General features: G+C 56.6%; 15 protein-coding genes. 5 read left to right on the plus strand and 10 right to left on the minus strand.

Going from position 1 to position 15,639, the window contains the following annotated elements:
- Positions 1-74 precede the first annotated feature (74 nt).
- Together GSQ94_RS19465 and GSQ94_RS19470 are read left to right on the plus strand one after the other, a co-directional pair.
- The gene (locus tag GSQ94_RS19465) at positions 75-797 is read left to right on the plus strand and encodes an HAD family phosphatase (protein ID WP_158945518.1); all 723 of its coding nucleotides are present in this window, start codon (positions 75-77) and stop codon (positions 795-797) included.
- Between the two features lie 118 nt (positions 798-915).
- Entirely contained in the window at positions 916-1,323 is a 408-nt protein-coding gene (locus GSQ94_RS19470; RefSeq protein WP_371417578.1) for a (deoxy)nucleoside triphosphate pyrophosphohydrolase, read from the plus strand.
- 39 nt (positions 1,324-1,362) lie between these two features.
- Here the strand turns inward: GSQ94_RS19470 and GSQ94_RS19475 are convergent, their stop codons facing one another.
- The 5 genes from GSQ94_RS19475 to GSQ94_RS19495 form a co-directional block, all read right to left on the minus strand.
- Positions 1,363-2,613 carry an Nramp family divalent metal transporter gene (locus GSQ94_RS19475; RefSeq protein ID WP_158945520.1) on the minus strand — a complete coding sequence of 417 codons (1,251 nt, stop codon included), beginning with the start codon at positions 2,611-2,613 and terminating at the stop codon, positions 1,363-1,365.
- A 121-nt stretch (positions 2,614-2,734) separates the two neighbouring features.
- Positions 2,735-3,754: an aldo/keto reductase gene (locus tag GSQ94_RS19480; RefSeq protein WP_158945521.1), complete on the minus strand. Its 1,020-nt coding sequence runs from the start codon at positions 3,752-3,754 to the stop codon at positions 2,735-2,737.
- Positions 3,755-3,783: 29 nt separating this feature from the next.
- On the minus strand, positions 3,784-5,325 hold the full coding sequence (locus GSQ94_RS19485) for a GMC family oxidoreductase (RefSeq protein ID WP_158945522.1): 1,542 nt from the start codon (positions 5,323-5,325) through the stop codon (positions 3,784-3,786).
- On the minus strand, positions 5,322-6,398 hold the full coding sequence (locus GSQ94_RS19490; protein WP_158945523.1) for a glycosyltransferase: 1,077 nt from the start codon (positions 6,396-6,398) through the stop codon (positions 5,322-5,324). The genes GSQ94_RS19485 and GSQ94_RS19490 overlap by 4 nt, the downstream gene beginning before the upstream one ends.
- 39 nt (positions 6,399-6,437) lie before the next feature.
- The gene (locus tag GSQ94_RS19495) at positions 6,438-7,715 is read right to left on the minus strand and encodes a magnesium transporter MgtE N-terminal domain-containing protein (protein ID WP_158945524.1); all 1,278 of its coding nucleotides are present in this window, start codon (positions 7,713-7,715) and stop codon (positions 6,438-6,440) included.
- 147 nt (positions 7,716-7,862) lie between these two features.
- Between GSQ94_RS19495 and GSQ94_RS19500 the strand changes: the two genes are divergently transcribed.
- Together GSQ94_RS19500 and GSQ94_RS19505 are read left to right on the plus strand one after the other, a co-directional pair.
- Positions 7,863-8,390, plus strand: a complete 528-nt coding sequence (locus tag GSQ94_RS19500; RefSeq protein ID WP_371417577.1) for an ATP-binding protein — start codon at positions 7,863-7,865, stop codon at positions 8,388-8,390.
- Between the two features lie 14 nt (positions 8,391-8,404).
- The gene (locus tag GSQ94_RS19505) at positions 8,405-8,752 is read left to right on the plus strand and encodes an STAS domain-containing protein (protein WP_158945525.1); all 348 of its coding nucleotides are present in this window, start codon (positions 8,405-8,407) and stop codon (positions 8,750-8,752) included.
- Positions 8,753-8,823: 71 nt separating this feature from the next.
- Here GSQ94_RS19505 and GSQ94_RS19510 read toward each other — a convergent pair whose 3' ends face one another.
- The 3 genes from GSQ94_RS19510 to GSQ94_RS19520 form a co-directional block, all read right to left on the minus strand.
- Positions 8,824-9,408, minus strand: coding sequence for a LemA family protein (locus GSQ94_RS19510; RefSeq protein WP_158945526.1), 585 nt, complete (start codon positions 9,406-9,408; stop codon positions 8,824-8,826).
- Positions 9,409-9,532: 124 nt separating this feature from the next.
- Positions 9,533-10,321, minus strand: a complete 789-nt coding sequence (locus GSQ94_RS19515; RefSeq protein WP_158945527.1) for a YgcG family protein — start codon at positions 10,319-10,321, stop codon at positions 9,533-9,535.
- A 105-nt stretch (positions 10,322-10,426) separates the two neighbouring features.
- On the minus strand, positions 10,427-11,110 hold the full coding sequence (locus tag GSQ94_RS19520; protein WP_158945528.1) for a DUF4142 domain-containing protein: 684 nt from the start codon (positions 11,108-11,110) through the stop codon (positions 10,427-10,429).
- A 136-nt stretch (positions 11,111-11,246) separates the two neighbouring features.
- On the opposite strand from GSQ94_RS19520, the gene GSQ94_RS19525 reads away from it, so the two are divergent.
- Positions 11,247-13,328 carry a S9 family peptidase gene (locus GSQ94_RS19525; RefSeq protein ID WP_158945598.1) on the plus strand — a complete coding sequence of 694 codons (2,082 nt, stop codon included), beginning with the start codon at positions 11,247-11,249 and terminating at the stop codon, positions 13,326-13,328.
- Here the strand turns inward: GSQ94_RS19525 and GSQ94_RS19530 are convergent.
- Complete coding sequence (locus tag GSQ94_RS19530; RefSeq protein ID WP_254064004.1) at positions 13,325-13,972, minus strand: bifunctional 2-polyprenyl-6-hydroxyphenol methylase/3-demethylubiquinol 3-O-methyltransferase UbiG; 648 nt, start codon at positions 13,970-13,972, stop codon at positions 13,325-13,327. The two genes, GSQ94_RS19525 and GSQ94_RS19530, sit on opposite strands and share 4 nt — an antisense overlap.
- Before the next feature lie 48 nt (positions 13,973-14,020).
- Positions 14,021-15,639: ABC transporter ATP-binding protein (locus GSQ94_RS19535; RefSeq protein WP_158945529.1), on the minus strand; the 1,619-nt coding region annotated here is incomplete at its 5' end.

Below are 15,639 nucleotides of genomic sequence, written 5' to 3' on the forward strand. Positions count from 1 at the left end.
AAATCAAAGCATTATCGGATCGAATTCGCATTGCAGCGCGCGTAAGAGACGCGCAGAAAAGTAGAGCCTTGATCGTGAGCCAAGTTGTTTCAGTGAGTCGCCTGACTACCTCGGAGTTTCATTCGGCTGTCTTCGCCCTCTCGCCTTCTGTCGCTGTCTTCGATTGTGATGGCACCCTGTGGTCCGGGGACGCCGGCTCTTCGTTCATGAAGTGGACCATCGAGACCGGGTTGGTCTCTCGCGAAGCCACAGACTGGATCGATGGACGGTATCGCGGATACCTGAAAGGAGACGTCTCCGAGATCGCCATCTGTGGGGAGATGGTGCAGATGTACCAGAGGCTTCGGGAAGACGAGATGCGGCGCGCCGCAAAGAACTTCTTCGCCAGCCAGATCGAGGCCAATATCTTTCCCGAGATGAAGCAGCTCGTGGATGAGCTTCGCGCCAGAGGCATTGACATCTGGGCGGTAAGTTCGACGAACAACTGGGTTATCGAAGAAGGTGTGCGGCGCTTCGGCATTCCTGCCGACCGAGTCCTCTGCGCACGGGTCCAGGTCAAAGACGGAGTCGTGACCGATACGATTCTGGACGTGCCCACCGACGAAGGAAAAGTTGCGTCTCTCAAGCGGGCTGGGGTGACGGCTCCCGATGCCGTCTTCGGAAACTCGGTTCACGACGCAGCCATGCTGGCCATCGCGCGGCGTGCGTTCCCTGTGAACCCGACGCCTGCTCTTGTGGAGCGAAGCGCACAGGAAGGTTGGCCGATCTTCTATCCGGCTAGCGTTCGCCCTGCCTAAGTAAAGTGAATAGAAGCTTTTAAGCTGCGGATATCGTCTAATCTGTAGTCAGGTGAGAGAGTCGATTCGCAAACTCGATGAGCATGTTGAGACTGAACTCCAAAAGCCCGTCAGGCTCGTGGTAGCGGCTCTGATCTTGCGTGACACCACAGGGGCAGGTGGCTCCGGAGTCGAGGTCTTGATCTGCCAGCGTAAGCCGGATCAACCCATGAGCTTGAAGTGGGAGTTCCCTGGAGGAAAGATTGAGGCCGGGGAGACCTCGGAAGATGCTCTGGTCCGTGAATTGAACGAGGAACTGGGCATCACGGCGGTCATTGGTCGCCGCGTGGCTCGGATAAGGCACAAATACCGCAACGGCGGAGCGATCGACCTGCAGTTCTTTGTGGTCCAGGAGTTTGACGGCGCACTGGAAAATCGCATCTTCAACGACATGCGATGGGCTCCTCTGGCGGATCTACCCGGCTATGATTTTCTGGCAGCCGATCTGGGACTGATCCGGGATCTCTCTGAAGGCAAGCTGCTCTAACTACGGAAGCCGCCCAGAGCGGTTCAGCTCGGTAAAGCCTCATCCATGTAGCGTATTCCAAACCAGAATCAGAGAGAGCGCTGTGACGATGATCACCGTGATCCATGCGATCGCGTTGAACCACCGGCTATTGGTGTATTTGCCCATCAGTTCGTGCTTGTTGATCAACTTCAGCATGAAGATCAAAATAACCGGAAGCAGGACGCCGTTCAAAACCTGTGAGAGGATGCTGAACTTCACCAGGGGAAAGTTCGGGATCAGCACAATGGCTGCGCCGGCGAAGAGCAGCAGGCTATAAAGCCAATAGAAGAATTTGGCCTCGTTAAAGCTCTTGTCCAGTCCACTCTCAAAGCCGAGGCCCTCGCAGACCGTGTAAGCAGTAGAAAGCGGAAGAATGGACGCCGCGAAGAGTGAGGCATTGAAGAGACCGGCTGCAAAGAGGATGAAAGCGTACTGTCCGGCAAGGGGCTTCATGGCGCCTGCAGCGTCGGAGGGGTCACTGATGTGGCGAATGCCGTGAGTGTAAAGAGTCGCGGCGCACGCCACCACGATGAACCAGGCAACAATATCGGTAAAGATAGAGCCCACGATTACGTCCAGGCGCGAGGCCTTGTACTGACGAACGCTGACGCCTTTTTCGACGATAGAAGACTGTAAATAAAACTGCATCCAGGGCGTGATGGTGGTGCCGATGACAGCGACGGTAGTGTAGACATAGTCCTTATCGGACCAGACGTTGCGCGGAGGCAGCTTGACGGTCTCGACCAGCGCCAGGTGCCAGTCTGGCCCGCTGAGCACGCCGGTAATAATGTATGCGATATAGAAGACGCTCGCGATAAGAAAGATCTTTTCGACGCTCTTATAATCGCCTTTGACCACAAGCGCCCACACGATAAACGCGCAGACCGGAACGCTCGCATACTTCGGAATATGAAAGAGCTGCATACTGCCTGCAATGCCGGAAAATTCGGTGACCACGTTAGTAAAGTTCACCGCGATCAGCAGAATCATGATCACAAAAGTGATGCGAAGGCCGAACTCTTCCCGGATGAGGTCGCTAAGACCTTTGCCAGTAACAACACCCATGCGCGCGCACATCTCCTGCACGACGATAAGCGCCAGCGTAATGGGAATCATCGTCCACAGCAGCGTGTAGCCAAACTGTGCGCCCGCCGCAGAGTAGGTGAGAATACCCCCGGCGTCGTTGTCCACATTGGCGGTGATAAAGCCCGGCCCAAGCACCGCAAAGATCAGAATGAGTCGGGTTCTCCAGGCGCGCCATTGGCTCATTGCTTATCCTTCAATGCGGATGCGGTGTGATGGAAGTATGTGCTGGTCTGGGGAGCCTGCGCGCTCGCCACTATCAGGCTACCTCATCTGCCCGGTCTGGCGTTATAGGGGAGCGTCGACTTCACAGATATGGGTATCTAGCTTGCCCCCGCCCACTGGCAAATAGCTGCTCGCGTTCGGCCTGTGCAAGCCGGTAAAGCTCCTTCGCCGGAGCTTCCAGGCTCGGATCGTCAGCGACATCTACATTAGTCTGGATGTGGCGCGGGTTCTTGGAAGAAAAAAGTACAACGCTCCCTGGATTCATCACAAATGCCGCCTTGAGCATGAGGCGGGCAAGACCCCTTGGGTCGCCGAGGTCGGTCTTCGTCGAGTCCGACCAGCGTCGGCAACGTTCTTTGTCGTTGTTCAGAGCATCGCCGAGCATACGGAAGGCGTTCGCTAAGGAACGGTGATGGATACGAAAAGCTGTTCCCGTCAGCGCGCCCTCCAGCTTTCTTTCCCCCTTGAGAACCGACCACTCGTACTGCACGACACGGCAATAAGCAGCACGTTCAACCAGCAGGTCCGAGATCTCAGCGCCGCCGCTTCCAACGCCAAAGGAACCGATTCGCCCACGTTGCACCTCCTCGTCCAGAAAGGAAAGAAGCGAGTCATCGTTGAGGTCAGCCACTGAAACGTCATGAAGCAGCCAGAGATCGATATGACCCGTACGCAGCGCCGCTAGGCTGCGTTCAAGCGAAGCCTTTGCCTGACCAGGCGTAAAACTGGCCTTCTCGGCGGTGCGAGTGACGGCCTTCGCCGTTCGAGCTATACGCTCTTTGAACCCGGGAAGCTTCTTCACAAGCGGAACGGCGAAGCGGCGTGCGGCAGAGAGCAACGATGTGTTTTTCGGTGGGAGGATCCCATACTTCGACGTGACGGTCACCTGGGACCTATGCCCTTGTAGGAACTCGCCCAGGCAGCTCTCCGCCTCGCCGTAGCCATACATCGGCGCAACGTCGAAGTGGCGAATCCCAGCATCATAGGCCCAGTCAAGAACAGCAAGCGACTCTCGGCGGCTCATCGCGCCCATCAGGCTGGAGCAACCGAAGCCTAGCCGGGTAGTGCTGCGACCGGTTTCACCGAAGGCGATCTGCTCCATTGGCTCCCTTTGTGAATTCGCTCTAAAGTCTAACCAAGATGATCGCTCAGCCGCAGGGCGAGGGCTAGTACAGTGTGGGTGGGGTTGGAAAAACCCGAGCTGGGAAAAACTGCGGAGCTGCAAATATACGTGTTAGCAACGCCGAAGAGTCTGAGATCAGTGTCGACAACGCCACTCTCATCCGAGGGAGACATGCGCATGCCACCCATATGGTGATTGCTGTCGTCGCAACGGTCAAGGAATTTTGGACTACCGGACACTAGATCTTCGTTCGGAAGAATGCGAGCCACGCCAGAGAGAACGCGCTGGGCGATCAAGACATACTGACGGATAGTATCCAGCTCCCTCTCCGAGATCTGCCAATCGAAACGAATACGCAGTAGACCCAACGGATCGTAGTGATCGGTTAGAGTAACGCTGCTACGCGAAGTTGGTTCCTGTTCACAGTGAACGCGGAGAAAGATGCGAACCTCGGGCGGACTGTACGCCCGGCGCTGCACCTTGTATCGCCACGCTTGATGCGCAAGCATGGGCAAGTGGTCTACTGTGTGCCGGAGATTGTCTCGGGTGATCTCACTGAACCGTCCACGCATAAGATTGCGGACGGTCGTCTTTGCCTGGCCGCGAAGCTTGCCGGTATCCTCGAACGCTATGGTGGACCCAACATTAAGCGATCCCAGAGCGACTTGCACCTGGGGCCGCAGGCGCAGCTTCGGAAGATATTTGAATCCGCCCGCGAAGATAGGATCGAAGGTGTCGTGAAAGCGCTTTGGGTCAAGCGGCTCAATGGCTGCTGCGTTGCAATCGATGTGGTCTTGGAAATGCTGCCCTAGCAACCCTGATCGATTCCAGGGCAAGCCGCCCGCACGAGGCTGAAGGAAAAACCGCGAGCTTTCGATACCGCCCAGCGCAAAGATGTAATGGCTGGCGTGAAATAAAGCTTCAACCCCGGTGAGTGTACGACAGCGAACCCCGGTGGCCACACCGTTCTGGGTCATCAACTCGACGGCACTGGCATGAAGCCAGAGTTTGATAGTGGGATCTTCAGCAAGAGCACGATGATGCAGGCGGGCAAAGTTAGGCTCAGGGCACCAGCGGGAGAGGTAAGCTTCGAGATCGTCGAACTGGGTGAACGGCAGGCCGAGGTCTCGCCAGACCTCTGCGTCGCTCCGCTCCACTTTGGCAAGGCCTTCAAGGGAAAGTGCCCGCTCGTAGAAAGGCGTCAGCGTATCCTTCGAAAAAGGCCAGCCACTCTCAGGGACGCCAGGGCGTGGGCAAAAATCGTGAGCATCCAGTTCAAGGATCTGGCCTCCCCAGCGTACCGTGGTGCCTCCCTTTACGCGGATCCGGCCGGTGTGAATACCACGGTGAGGAAGACCGGCAACTTCGCTGTCGTAGAGCGCCTGCGAAGATTCTTCCCGGATTGCGCCTCCCCCCTCAAGCAGCAAAACCCTCTTTCCTTTTCCTGCCGCTTCCACAGCAAGCGTGATCCCTACGGCTCCAGCGCCGACGACGCACAAGTCGACGAACTCGACAGGTGAAGGCGTCTCGTGAAGAAGATCGTAGATCACCGACTGCCTTCAGATAGGGGCTTGGCAGTGGACCTGAACCTCTCAACTATCGCAAGCGTGCGCTCCATGACCAACTCCATCTGACGATCGTTATGGTACCCGTCACGTGCAGCGCGTAGGCACCCGGCTGCGGCAATACGTCGTCGCGCCTCCTCATCAGGTAGGTAACGCCGAATCTTCGCCACTAGTTCGTCGAAGCCCGAGAAGAACACAGCCTCTTCGTCCTCCTTGAAGCGTTGCATGTGGCCATCGGAGCGCTCAGCCAGAAGAAACCCTCCACAGCCGGCTATCTCAAAACTCTTATGAACAAACTCGTCACAATTGGAGTGCGTAATAAAGCTGAGGTTGATCTTCGACCTCCAGATACCTTCGCGGTAAGCATCGAGGTACAGTTCGCCCTCTTGGAACAGTGCCTTATAACCTTCAGATCCCATCGCACGTCCCCACTGACGGGGGTTCCCCGAGACCACAACCGAAAACCCGCACTCACGCCAAAGTCGTGTCAGGGTCTGCGCTCGATCGTCATACGGCGTACCGATAAACGAGACCTCGCGGTTTCGATCGGCATCTGACCAACTCTCCGGCGGTGGAAACTGAAGCGTAGGTTCATAGGCGGTCTGAATCTTGATCACATCCCGCGCACCCCGCGACTTGTAGTCAAGAATGTTTTTATCCCGCTGCACGACGTGTAGATCATAGTGCGGAATGTCCTTCATGTAGAGCCGCCAGCCAGGATCCTGGCGGGTCCCAAAAGGATTATCGATCATATAGCTGACCGTCACGATCCCCATCTCACGCATACGGTCAAGAGTCTGCAGGCGCATGTAGAGAAGCTTGTCGGTCCACAAAACATCCGGCTTCTCCGCCTCCGCGATTTTGATCAGGTCTCGATTGAGACGGCTCACGGACGGCCCTATCACTAGTCGTTGATTTGCCTTGCGGAGAAACGGATTGCTCGACTCATACTCAAATGCATTGAGTGGGATAACTTGATGCCCCAGGCGTTCAAGAGCCCAAAGGCGATAAAGAGACGTATCGTTTGGTGAGAGCCCGGTGGCGTAGAGAATCTTCATGCGGTGCTGTGTTTCCTTTTGATGGCCTTGCTGTCTGTTCTAGCGATTTGCCCTCAAAAGAGCAATCACCTGTTCAGCATGGATGACTCCAGCAAGGTGCTTCTCCTCATCAATCACCGGCAACGATCGCAGGTTGTACTTGTCGAACAGCTCTGCGACCTTGCGGCCATTCGCGTCCAGATTGCAGGTAACAAGATGGCCGTGCGGCAGATCCGCCAGGGGCGTAGCCGCCGCGGCGAGAAGAAGCTGCACCAGCGGAACAAGCGCAGTGATCTTCTCCTCTTCATCGAGAAGATAAACGTCTGTAATGGTCTCGATATCTCCTTCGAACTCCCGTAACGCTGCAATCGCCTGCTCGACGCGAGCACTGAAAGGAAGCGAGAGGTACTCCGTAGTCATGCGACCCGCGGCCGAATCCCCCGAAAACTCGAGCAGATCCTCGACCTCCTGCCGCTCCTCAGGATCCATCTCGCCCAGAATGGCCTCAGACCGCTCGTCGGTAAGCTCCGACAACAGGTCGGCAGCCGCTCCTGGGTCCATCTCCTCGACGATGCCCGCGATCTGCTCGGAATCAAGCGACTCAATAAGAGCCTGCTGCATCTTGGGCTTCACCTCTTCCAGCGCTTCGGCCGCAACCTCCTCGTCAAGCGAAATAAAGAGAGCATGGCGTTCGGCAGGGGCGAGTTCTTCGAGAATGTCGGCAATGTCGGAAGGATGCATCTTCGAGAGGCGATCCTGCTCGATCTTCAGCCGAACGCGGCGAGCCGGATCCCGGTCGATCAGATCGACAAAGTCCCATGGAATGACACTGGCGCCGAAACGGCAGGCGATGCGGTCCACCGACGCTGCCGGAAAGCCCTTCAGCAGGCGGCGCACAGCTCCTCGAAGACCTACCTCTACTTCCGCGATGCGCAAAGAGAGATCCGGCGTATCCTCCTGGCAGTTCTCCCACACCAGATCGACATCATTGACCCGGACAACCTTGTGCCCGTGCACATCGATAATCTGCTGATCCAGCAGGTCTCGTTCGAGTAGAAGATAGCTCTCATCCTCTGGCAGCGGCGTAGGTTGCGCCCCCTCTCGCAACTGCATCCCCCCGCTGGAGCCGAGCTTAAGCTGCGAGATGGGAATCAGCGATGGGCGGTCGCCTCGACCCGCTGAGACCACCTTGAGCACGATGCCGTGGATATGTCCGGCGTCCACCGAGGGGGCCACCGCGAACTCGCGTACATGGCCGAAGGTGCCTCCCTGCGCGTCCATAACGGCAGCGCCCATCAGGGCCGAAACACTCGTCCTTTGATTTGCATGTTTTGTCATAACGACTTACAGGACACTCCAACAAACTTACCCTGTATCCGCATGTTAGCCCACCTTACCGCCGCCTTGTCGTCCTAAAAAGTCTGTTTGGTCAACCCAACGAGGTCAAAAAGAGTCATAAATTGGAAGAAGAAGATTGGGGGCGCCTTGACATTCGAGAAATCCACAAGCAAACTGCCATCATCGCTGTTGTCTGCCGTTGACGACTGGCATACCCGTATTGCAAGGACTGCTTTGGCCGATTCAACGACAAGCCGTGTCAGCTTCACCCTGGACTCGTCTCTCGATAGTGTTAACAAGATTGAGCTGACGGCTGAGCAGTGCGCCCAGCGAGCTGGCTTCGATGAGGATACAATTCCCAATATTGCTATGGCGGTGCGCGAAGCAGCGGTGAACGCTGTGCTTCATGGCAACTCCTACGACACCAGCAAACACATTACGGCTTCTTTCGAGACCACGGCGGAAGCACTAACGATTCGCATCGCCGACCAGGGCCCGGGGCTCGATCCTGAAACACTTCCCGATCCCCTGAAACCCGAAAACATCCTCCGCGGCTCTGGTCGCGGTATCTTTCTCATCAAGGCTTTCATGGATGAGGTAAACTTTCGGCAGTTACACCCGGGCACGGAACTTACTCTTATCAAGCACCGAAAACCCGCGCAGTCGGGGACTTAAGGAGAACATTAGACATGAGCATGAAAGTAAAAACTCGCCAGGTGGACGGTATTACCATTCTGGATCTCAGCGGCCGCATCACTCTTGGCGAAGGCAGTGTGACGATCCGCGACGCCGTGCGCGATGTTCTGGCAAAGGGTTCCAATAAAATTCTGCTCAATTTGGGCGACATCAGCTACATCGACAGCTCCGGTATCGGCGAACTGGTCAGCGCCTTCACCACCGTCAAGAATAGTGGCGGAGAGCTTAAGCTGCTGAATCTGACCAAGAAGGTCCACGACCTTCTTCAGATCACCAAGCTCTACACCGTCTTCGATGTCAAAGACGATGAAGCCACCGCGATCTCATCCTTCACCAAATAAATTAGCCTGCCGCAACAAAAGAGCCGCCGCGAAATGCGACGGCTCTTTTTATTGGCTTAGGTCTACCTCCCCTACTTCGAGAAGTCGACCTTAGGTGCCACGCTGTTCTCCGGATTACCCTTGAAGTACTCGTCCCGGTAATGAAAGCCTGCAATATTCGCCCAGATGCTCTGCGGGAACTGCCGGACATAAACGTTGTAGTCCTCCAGCGTCTTGTTGTAGCGCTGACGTTCAACGGCGATACGGTTTTCAGTTCCAGCCAGCTCGTCGGTCAGCCGTGTGAACTGCTCATTCCCCTTCAGATTAGGGTACTGCTCCTGAAGCCGGAAGAACGGTCCCAGCGCCACGTCCAGCTTGGCATTGGCGTTGATGTTGCTTGCGTGGTCGCTGCCTGCAGCAAGAACGCCTGCACGCGCATTCGCAATGTTCGTGAGAATAGTCGACTCTTCGGCGACATACCCCTTCACCGAGGCGACGAGATTCGGAATGAGATCAAGCCGTCTCTGCTGCACGACGTTGACCTGTGAAAACGCCTGGTTGACCGCCTCATTTTTCTGCACCAGCGTGTTCTTCGCGCCGATGTAGCTGCCTCCTACAAAAAGCAGAACGACGATGAGAAGAGCTACAACACCCAGCACAACCCATAAAGATTTCATGTTTCCTCAGTTTCCCTTCGTCTGAATTTCAAATCTTCCCGACAGATGGCGTCTCCGGCTGTACTTTATCACTGGAACCGGCCTCCTCTGCTCTTCTTTGCAGCAATGCGATCTACATTTCATCTCAAAAATCTCCGCTCGCCCCTCCGCCGCCGGAGCTGCCGCCGCCGAAGCCTCCAAAACCGCCGCCGCCACGGTCATCGTCGCGGCCACGGCCACCACCGAACCCACCTCCGCCGCCTCCCATCAGATTCCCCAGCAGAAAGAAGATCAGGCCGGTATTTCCGGTCTTCACCAGGAAAAAGAGAATAAGCAGAATAGCTCCGCCGCCAAGCACAACCTGCGTCAGACTCAACTGCACGGGCTGTTGCTCGCGATGGTACTGGTGAACCGGCTGTGCCACGGTCAGGGCGACGCCTGCGTCGGTAGCGATGATCCGGGCAATCTGTTGAACGCCGAGCGGAATCGCAGTGTTGTAGTCTCCCTGCTGCGCCGCCGGCACCATGGAGCGACCGATATCGCCAACCTTGGCATCGTTGAGTATGCCCTCAAGACCGTAGCCCACCTCGATCCGGCCGCGCCTCGGGGTCATCACAAAGAGCATCAGAACGCCACGGTCTGTCCCCTTTGCGCCCACCTTCCACTTATCTTCCAAAGCGGTCGCAAACTCCTCAATGGACTGGTCTCCGTCCATCGTCTTCACGGTGACTACAGCAATCTGGGCATGAGCCTGCCGGTCAACCTGCGTGCACAGACTTTCGAGGTTGTACTTGGTTGAGGGAGTCAGGACACCTGCAAAATCATTAACGTAACCAGTGGGAGCCGGCAGCGTGCTCACCGACTCCGCTGTCACCGTCAGCGACGGCGCGAAGATCAGGAGGGCAATGGCCAGCCATCGCGAAAGATAGTTCATCGACGCTCATTCTACGCCCTGCCTGTTTCAAGCGTGGGTAGAACCTTCGCAGACTTTGCTGCATTATGCTGAAGAAAAATGCCCCCGTTCCATTCCGCCAGGATTCTACGAAGTAGGTGGGGCACCCGCCTTATGGCCGCCATGCTCCGGCACCGGCACACCCTTTTCGCGAGCCAGCTTATCTACCATCACAGTGTGGTCGTGGATGACCTTAGTCCCATTTGCGACCGCGGTCTGCAGCGTCGGATCCGTCGTGCTGGTAGCCTCCATGCGGAACTCATGAAGATCCTTATGGTGGTCCTTCACCATATACGACAGGTACTCCCTATCGAAGTCGTCGCCTGAGAGTCCGCTCAACTTGTCGTACTCAGCCTGATCTTCTTTGTTCATCTCCTTTGGCAGCCTCACTCCCATCGAATCCGCGATGGGAGCCATATCGCTGTTGAGCTTCGTGTGGTCGTCCACCATCCTTTGACCGAACGCCTTCACTTCATCGCTTCCGCCCCTCTGCGCAGCAAGCTGGCCGAGCTTCACCTCGGCGATGCCTCCCTGCGCTGCCTTGCGAAGGAACATCTTGTCTCTCATCGTCTGGCCGACATCGCCGGAGGTTGTTGCGGAGTCCTGCATAGAGGTCGCCGAAGTCGGGGCCTGCTGTGGCCTATTAGCCTGAGTTTGGGAGGCCGGCGGACTCATGGGGTCAGACTGTGCAAAGAGAAGCATGGGAAAAAGAAGCACCGTACTCAGAATCGCGGCATTCGAAACCCTGGTGAAGGCTAAAGTAGTTTTCATACGTTCGCTCCCACTACAAAATGCAAAAACGAGTTCACCAAAGTGACCAACTAAGTTGGGTGTACCCACACAGGTTATGGTTGCTTTCAGTGCCTCTGGCGACCCTGTATCCTGTCCATGGAGCTTCAAATTAATGATGCAAGGCAACACGTACCCCCCTATCGCTCGCCAGGAACCGACGCCCACCACGCTGCATGGACACATCTTGGAAGACAACTATCGTTGGATGAGAGATAAATCCTCTCCAGAGGTGATCGCCTATCTTGAAGCCGAGAACGCCTACACCACCTCAGTCATGGCAGGGAGTGAGGAGCTACAGGCGAAACTCTACGCCGAGATGCTCTCCCATATCAAAGAGACCGACGAGTCAGTTCCCTATCGGCAGCGCGGTTGGTTCTATTACGTTAGAACCGTTGAGGGAAGCCAGTACTCGATCTATTGCAGGAGAAAAGCCAACGGGGCGAACTTCGACCAGGCTCAACCGGAAGAGATCCTCCTGGATGTGAATCGACTCGCGGAAGCCCAGCCCTTCATGTCTGTGGGCGCAATGGCTGTAAGCCCGGACAATACAAAACTTGCCTACTCGACCGACAACACCGGCTTTCGCCAGTACACACTGCACATTCGCGATCTGCAGACCGGTTCGGATCTCCCGGACACCGCGGCACGCATAGGTTCGGTCGCCTGGGCCGCTGATTCACGCACCCTCTTCTACACCACTGAGGATGAGGTTACCAAGCGGCATGACCACCTCTTCCGGCATCGGCTGGGAGACTCCCCCGAGAGCGATGTACTGGTCTACGAAGAGAAAGACGAGCGCTTCAACATTGGCGTCGGCAAAACGCGCGATAACCGATACCTCTTGCTGGAGGCAGGCAGCCACACCACCAGCGAGTGCCGCTTCCTCTCCTCCACTACCCCGGAGGGCGAGTTCAAGCTGATTGCACCGCGCCTCGAAGAGCAGGAGTACTCGGTCGATCATCGCAAAGGCTTGCTCTACATCCGTACAAACGATGCTGGAAAGAACTTTCGCGTGGTTACAGCCGGCATAGAGACTCCGGAGCGAGACTTCTGGGAAGAACTGATTCCGCTGGACGTAGACGCGCCGCTTGAGGACTTTGACGTCTTCGAATCCTTTTGCGTCTGCTCAAGGCGCAGACTTGGCCTTCCTACTCTCACAGTGATCGAATTCGACGGGGTAAAAGATCTGGGCAAATCAACAGAGATCGAATTTCCCGAACCCGTTTATTCGGCAGCAACCAGCATGAATCCGGAGTTCAACACGAGGAAACTGCGGTATAGCTACCAGTCTCTCGTTTCGCCTGCATCTATCTACGACTACGATCTACAAAACGGCACCTCGGCCCTCCTAAAGCAGCAAGAGGTACCGGGAGGCTTCGACTCTTCGCGATACGCTTCAGAGCGCATTTGGGTCGAAGCATCGGATGGAGTAAAGATTCCGGCGTCTGTCGTTTATAAGCGGGATTCCTTCAAGCGTGACTTCAAGAATCCTCTCTATGTTTATGGATATGGGTCTTATGGTTACGCTCTTCCCATCGGCTTCAGCGCGACCCGGCTATCGCTGCTGGACCGTGGCGTGGTCATCGCCTATGCCCACATCCGCGGTGGTGGCGAGATGGGAGATTCGTGGCACGATGCTGGCAAGATGATGGTGAAACGCAACACCTTTAGCGACTTCATCGCTGTGACGGAGCAACTAGTCGCCAAGGGCTACGGAGCCAGGGATAGAGTCGCGATTGAGGGCGGTAGCGCAGGTGGTCTCCTCATGGGCGCCGTAGTCAACCAACGCCCCGACCTCTTCCGGGTGGTTCTCTCGCACGTTCCCTTCGTGGACGTGATGAACACCATGCTCGATGCCAGCCTGCCCCTCACGGTAGCGGAGTATGAAGAATGGGGAAATCCGAATGAGCCGGAGGCGTTCCACTACATGCGCTCCTACTCGCCCTACGACAACCTCAAGGCCGGCGAGTATCCGGCGATGCTGGTCAAAACCAGCCTGAACGACTCCCAGGTGATGTACTGGGAGCCCGCAAAGTATGTCGCCAGGCTCCGTACGCTGAAGACAAACGATACCCCACTGCTGCTGCACATCAACATGGATGCAGGGCATGGTGGCGCGTCCGGGCGCTACGACTACCTGAAGGAGATCGCATTCGACTATGCGTTCCTATTGAAGCAGCTCGGGGTGGTGGACTAGACGCCGCGTCCGGCAGGCAGCCCAGAACGTTTCCGCAGCACCCAAGTCGTCATGCATCGGTAGTCTTGCACGATCGTCGTCTTCAACGGATCCACCATAACGGCGTGCAACTGCTCCGTCAGATGCATCAACGCGGCCTCATCCACCAGGTACCACTCCGAGCCGTCGTTGATGCGGAAGATGTTTCCCCGCAGCCGCTCGAACTCCATGCCGATGCGCGAACCTAGGCGGCAGAAAAATAGCCCGCCTGGCCGCAGAACACGCCACATCTCGCTCAGCATTGCCAGGAAATGAGCCTCATCCCTCGCAAAGTGCAACACCGAGTTGCAGATCACAACATCAGCAAAGTTGTCCGGCAGATCGACTCGATCCAGCAGCCCTACGCGAAAGTTGCTCTTCGGCAAATCCGGCGCAAGCTCGGCAGCGAGTGCCTGAACATGCGCGATGCCGTCCTCCTGCGCGTCTACGGCGAAGACCTCGCAGCCCTCCCGCAGCAGATGGACAAGGTTTCTCCCATACCCACATCCTGCGTCGAAGACACGCATCTCGCCCGTAATGTTCCCACGGAGGATCTGATCGAAGACATAAATATCAATCTGCCCGAACTGCTCTTGCACGTTCATTGCGGCTTCGGCGGCTTTCACATCTTCTCCGAACTTACGAGTCTTACTTCGTGACGCGGCATGAGAGCTCTAGATCGTCCCTGATACCGACTCTTCGATCTTGTCGCCTTCCCCTGGCGCGAGAAACAGGTTCGTCTCTAGCCCATGTTGGCGAGTGTAGAGGTCATAGTAGCGGCCCTGCAGCTTGTACAACGACTCATGCGTCCCACGTTCAACGATTCGCCCTTGCTCAATCACCAGAATCTGGTCGGCACGGCGTATGGTGGACAGGCGATGCGCGATCACGAAGGTGGTCCGGCCCTGCATCAGGAAGTTAAGCCCGCTCTGAATCAGCGCCTCGGACTCGGAGTCGAGCGAACTGGTCGCTTCATCGAGGATCAAAATGCGCGGATCGGCAAGAATGGCACGTGCGATCGAGATGCGCTGCCTCTGCCCCCCGGATAGCTTCACTCCACGCTCGCCCACGATGGTGTCGTATTTTTCAGGAAAGCGTTCCGCGAACTCGTCCACGCGGGCGATTCGGCTCGCCTCCATCAGCTGCTCCTCCGTGGCCAGCGGGCGGCTGAAGAGAATATTCTCGCGAATCGTGCCATCAAAGAGAAACGTCTCCTGCAGAACGACACCAAGCTGCTGACGATAGCTGCTGAGACGGATGGTGGCGAGATCGACATCATCGATGAGAACCTCTCCGCCGACAGCGTTGTGGAAGCCGCAAATCAGCGAAATGATGGTCGACTTGCCAGATCCCGATGAGCCGACCAGCGCGGTAACAGTCCCTGGCTTCGACTCGAAGCTGATGCCGTGAAGAACAGGTTTGTTGATCTCATAGGCAAAGGTCACGTTCTGAAAAGCAACATTGCCTCGAATGGGATCGACCGCGACGGTGCGATTTGGTTCGCTGTCCTCTTCCCGCTCGTTCAAAATCTCGGTCGTCCGATCAAGACCTGCCAGGGCCTCGGTAAGCTGGGTGCCAATGGAGACCAGTTGAATCACAGGTGCCACCATAAAGGCCAGCAGCATCGTGTACTCCACGTAGCCGCCAACATCCAGGCGATGGGCCGAGATCTCCTTTGCGCCCAGATACATAATCAGGCCACCCACCACCCCAAGCACCATAGTCGAGGAAAGTGTCATCAGCGACTGCGCCGTGATGGAGCTGATCACATTCTTGAGCAGTCGATCGACTCCGCGAGCGAAGACGCGGGCCTCACTCTCCTCGGCATGATAGCCCTTCACGACGCGAACCCCGCCCAGCGATTCAGTCAGCCGGCCAGTGACCTCAGCGTTAATCCTGGAGCGCTCACGGAAGATAGGCCGGATGGTCTTGAACGCCCTTTGCAGAATCAGGCCGAAGACCAGCAGGATGCAGACGGTAAGCAGCGTCATACGTCCGCTGATGCGAATCAAAATACAGAACGCGATTATCGCAGTGAGGATGCCGCCGACAAACTCAAGCAGCCCCGTGCCCACAAGATTGCGAACTCCTTCAACGTCGGTCATGATGCGCGCGACCAGCGTGCCCGTCCGGTTTTCGTCGTAGAACGCTACCGGCAGACGGCCGATGTGCTGTTGCACCCGCGTGCGCAACTCGGAGATGAGTCGCTGGCCCGCGGTAGAGAGTAGCTGCGTCAGCGTGTAGGAGGTAACCCCCTGCAGAAAAGTGGCCGCGGCAACCGTTGCAATGATCT

Origin of the sequence: Granulicella sp. S190 (genome assembly GCF_009766095.1) — a bacterium.
Classification (GTDB): Bacteria; Acidobacteriota; Terriglobia; order Terriglobales; family Acidobacteriaceae; genus Edaphobacter.

What these genes read in the sequence shown, in the direction of transcription:
- GSQ94_RS19475 (WP_158945520.1), bottom strand. Translation starts at nt 2,613, where the DNA reads ATGAGCCAATGGCGCGCCTGGAGAACCCGACTCATTCTGATCTTTGCG.
- GSQ94_RS19480 (WP_158945521.1), bottom strand. Translation starts at nt 3,754, where the DNA reads ATGGAGCAGATCGCCTTCGGTGAAACCGGTCGCAGCACTACCCGGCTA.
- GSQ94_RS19490 (WP_158945523.1), bottom strand. Translation starts at nt 6,398, where the DNA reads ATGAAGATTCTCTACGCCACCGGGCTCTCACCAAACGATACGTCTCTT.
- GSQ94_RS19495 (WP_158945524.1), bottom strand. Translation starts at nt 7,715, where the DNA reads ATGACAAAACATGCAAATCAAAGGACGAGTGTTTCGGCCCTGATGGGC.
- GSQ94_RS19505 (WP_158945525.1), top strand. Translation starts at nt 8,405, where the DNA reads ATGAGCATGAAAGTAAAAACTCGCCAGGTGGACGGTATTACCATTCTG.
- GSQ94_RS19510 (WP_158945526.1), bottom strand. Translation starts at nt 9,408, where the DNA reads ATGAAATCTTTATGGGTTGTGCTGGGTGTTGTAGCTCTTCTCATCGTC.
- GSQ94_RS19515 (WP_158945527.1), bottom strand. Translation starts at nt 10,321, where the DNA reads ATGAACTATCTTTCGCGATGGCTGGCCATTGCCCTCCTGATCTTCGCG.
- GSQ94_RS19520 (WP_158945528.1), bottom strand. Translation starts at nt 11,110, where the DNA reads ATGAAAACTACTTTAGCCTTCACCAGGGTTTCGAATGCCGCGATTCTG.
- GSQ94_RS19525 (WP_158945598.1), top strand. Translation starts at nt 11,247, where the DNA reads ATGCAAGGCAACACGTACCCCCCTATCGCTCGCCAGGAACCGACGCCC.